Below are 3,626 nucleotides of genomic sequence, written 5' to 3' on the forward strand. Positions count from 1 at the left end.
CCATAACTCTAGTATTGGAAATATACGCGCGCAAGCACTGCAGCGTAAAGTAAGAGGCTATTGAGACTACAACTTTAGAAAACAGCGCGAAGTAGTCCGCACGCAAATACCCGCCCATGAGCAGCACATATCTTTCCGGGAATTTCAGAAATGAATAATAGGAATAAAAAATTAAAAAAAGATAAAACAAAAAAGCACAAAAAACAATACCCATAAGAAGCTCAGTAATCTCAACTGCTGTTTCCCGCCTTTCTCACGGACTCATAGAAGAATAGAAGACCGCGCCGTACAACAAGCAAAAAAGCGCTGAGAACAGTAAAAAAAAATCGTAGTACAGGAAATAACACAATTCGACCACACTAGACTCCAAGCGTACCCCCGCGCTTGCAAACCCGACGTTTTCATAAATACTAGCACCGTTATAAAAAAAGGTGTAGTATATTACGAAAGCTAGAGAAAAAAAATTTATCCTTCTAAGAGACGATATTATCATATAAATAATTATTTTAAAAAACCTACTTAATAGCATTAAAAACTTTTTCTACAAATTAGTACTATTCAGCTTCAAGGGTTACCCCGCTTCAACCTATAGCCTATCAAAGTGGTGATCTTCCACAGCAGAAAATAAAACAAATAAGCTAAACTTCTCGTTTATATTGTTAATTCAGCGATTATTTCTGCGAGCGTAACTACCCAACGATGCCGATGAAAAACGACAATTGGTTCATAATAGGCTCGAACTGCCTGTTCCTCTCGTACTTGGCAATTGACTTATTGTATTTTTATTACCGCAGCAGATAGAAACCGAACTGTTTCACAACGTTCTGAACCCATCTCATGTACCATTTTAATCGGCGAACAGCCGAACCTTTGGAGCCTTATGCAGCTCCTGGATATGATAAGACGACATCGAGGTGCCAAACAACCCCATCAATTAGGACTCTCAAGAGTTATCAGCCTGTTATCCCTAGCGTACCTTCTCCGGTGATAGATGGCTTTTCCACGCAAAACCACCTGCTCATTATGGCCGACTAAACATCCCTGCAAGACCCGTCGGTCTAACAGTCAGGCGAACTATTTACCATTACGCTTCAACGATCAACTTTAGTGCTGACCTGAGTATCGCCTTTACGCACCCCCGCTACTATTTAGGGGGCGACCGCCCCAGTCAAACTACCCATTTTACATATTTCCCTGGGCATTAATAGCCCGAAATTAGCGTTTGAATATAATTAAGGGTGGTATTTCACTTTTGCAATCAACATTGTCTTGCAACAACATCTCCTATGCTACCACCTATGCTACACATAAAATAAGCAAAGCGATGTAAAACTATAGTAAAGGTGCATAGGGTCTTTTCGTCTAACTGCGGCTATCCTGTATCTTCACAGAAACGCCAGTTTCGCAGAGTCAACATTTGAGACAGCGGAGGAGTCGTTACGCCATTCGTGCAGGTCGGAACTTACCCGACAAGGAATTTCGCTACCTTAGGACCGTCAGGTATACAGCCGCCGTTTGCTGTGGTTTTAATTCGGTGCGAAAACACCTCTTAATAGCTTTACAGCGCCGGGCAGGCGTCGAACCCTATACGTCATTTTACAATTTTGCAGAGTTCTGTGTTTTTGTTAAACAGTCGCTACTCCCTTCTTCATGCTTCCACGACGCCCTAGCTTGGGCGCCATTGGCGCTCTTTATTCCTAGGTTACAGAGTTAATTTGCCGAGTTCCTTAAATGTTGTTATCTCTTCACCTGAGTATACTTATACCTGTTCACCAGTGTCGGATTTAGTACGGTTATTTTTTTTGCAAATTTTCCAGAAACAAGTTAATCGCTCGCGAACTACCTCTATTCTACTAGGTGCGCTGAACCAGTGACCTGCCTTATGATTTTGCAATCTAGTTTACCTATCGACCATTCCGTTAGGAGCTGTCTTAAGGACCGAATATACCTAAGAAGTGTTCTTTACTTAGGAAACCTAGAACTTACGGTGATACTGCTTTTCACAGTATTTTTCGCTACTCGTGCCAACATTATCACTTTAGATTTTTATTTAATTACTTTTTTCTAATTACTAAACGTTCCGCTACCATAGCAGTGCGCTAAATCGCGCAAAGTATTCATTTTTTCGGTAATAGCTATTAGCCTCCATTAATTTTATGAGAAATTTTGCCATACGACCGGTGATCTGTAACGATTTCTTTATAACCAGTGAGCCAGCGCCACTCCAATGGCGGCGCCCGAATCTCAAAACTGGTGCGAAGCCATCAAAGGCCTCACCTCGCGAAAGCGAGTTCCTTCTTTCCGTAAGGAAAAAAGGGCTCAAAAGCTAACGCGCCACGCTGCGCTTGACTGCTTTGAAGTCTACGTCCGATTGTCTTAGACAAAACTTATCTTAAATCACTTATAGCTATTTTAGAGACCTTAAAAAATGATCTGGGCTGTTTCCCTCTCGACCATAAGCCTTAGCACTTAAGGTCCGTCTGCCACTTTAATAGAATTACGAGATTCTTTACTGTCAATAGGCATCCCCCCTCCAATAAAAAGTAACTGTACCTCTATTATTATTCAGTGACGCTCTACTTAGATAGATTTCGCGGAAAACCAGCTATCTTCAAGTTTGATAGGACTTTCACCCCTAATCGCAAGTCATCCTAGTATATTGCAACATACACAGGTTCGGCCTTCCAAACTGCAAAGTAATTCAGCCTGCTCACAATTAGCTCACTTGATTTCGGGTCTAATTAGTGTAACTTAACAACCTTTTTGGTCTCGCTTTCGCTTCGCCTACGTGTAACCACTTAAGCACGCTACACTAATTAACTCGTTGGCCCATTATACAAAAGGTACGTTGTAAATTCTTTGATTTTCCAACAGATCTTTTTCATGCATATTTCAAAGTCTATTTCACCCCTTAAAAGGTCTCTTTTTCACCGTTCCCTCGCGGTACTAGTTCACTATCGGTCAAACTCACGTATTTAGGCTCAGCAAGTGGACTTGCTCTCTCTAGTTCAATCATCCATTTTATCATGGGACGATCTACAACACAACCTCCAGCGTTCACATTAGCGGGCGCCCGAGCACGACAGACAACGAGGCTAAAACTCTCTGCGGCCGTTTTTCCAAAAACGTTTACCGTGATTTTGGCGCCAGGAAAAGCTGCATCCCCAACCCGCGTTCGCTCGCCACTACTGACGGGATCTCTATTGACTTGTTTTACCTCAGGTTAATTAGATGTTTCAGTTCACCTGGTTTTTTATTTAGCTAAGAGCTTTAAAATTTACTTAAGGGGACGCCGACTTCAAAACTACGCGCTTCGTCGGCTTTCTGCGTTAAGCACCCTTCTCATAAGATTGCCTAGGTATCCGTATGCATGTTTCAAAAATTAAATAATGCTATTCACTCAACTAAACTTTATGCAACTTTCTTAACAATGAAAGACCTATACCCTTTCCTAACCTCACGTTCTAAACGTTCGAGCCTTTCTTTAAACATTTTAAACTTTGGTTCGGATCGACTCAGTCTGGATTCGCTGCGACGGATAACGCCACTCAAGCGGCGTAATTCTATCCTTCCGTCCGCGTGAGCATCCTCAAACATCCAAAACTTTCTCCCTATACGATTAGTCC

The 3,626-nt window shown here is 42.0% G+C and carries 1 protein-coding gene and 1 rRNA gene; both read right to left on the reverse strand.

Annotated features, from left to right (window positions below; genetic code table 11):
- Positions 1–525 precede the first annotated feature (525 nt).
- Positions 526–3,388 (reverse strand): 23S ribosomal RNA (locus tag ACQR30_RS16620).
- Between the two features lie 23 nt (positions 3,389–3,411).
- The coding region (locus ACQR30_RS16625; protein ID WP_429736880.1) for a hypothetical protein at positions 3,412–3,626 on the reverse strand (215 nt) is incomplete at its 5' end.

Source organism: Arachidicoccus sp. (assembly GCF_050436765.1).
Taxonomy (GTDB): Bacteria; Bacteroidota; Bacteroidia; order Chitinophagales; family Chitinophagaceae; genus Arachidicoccus.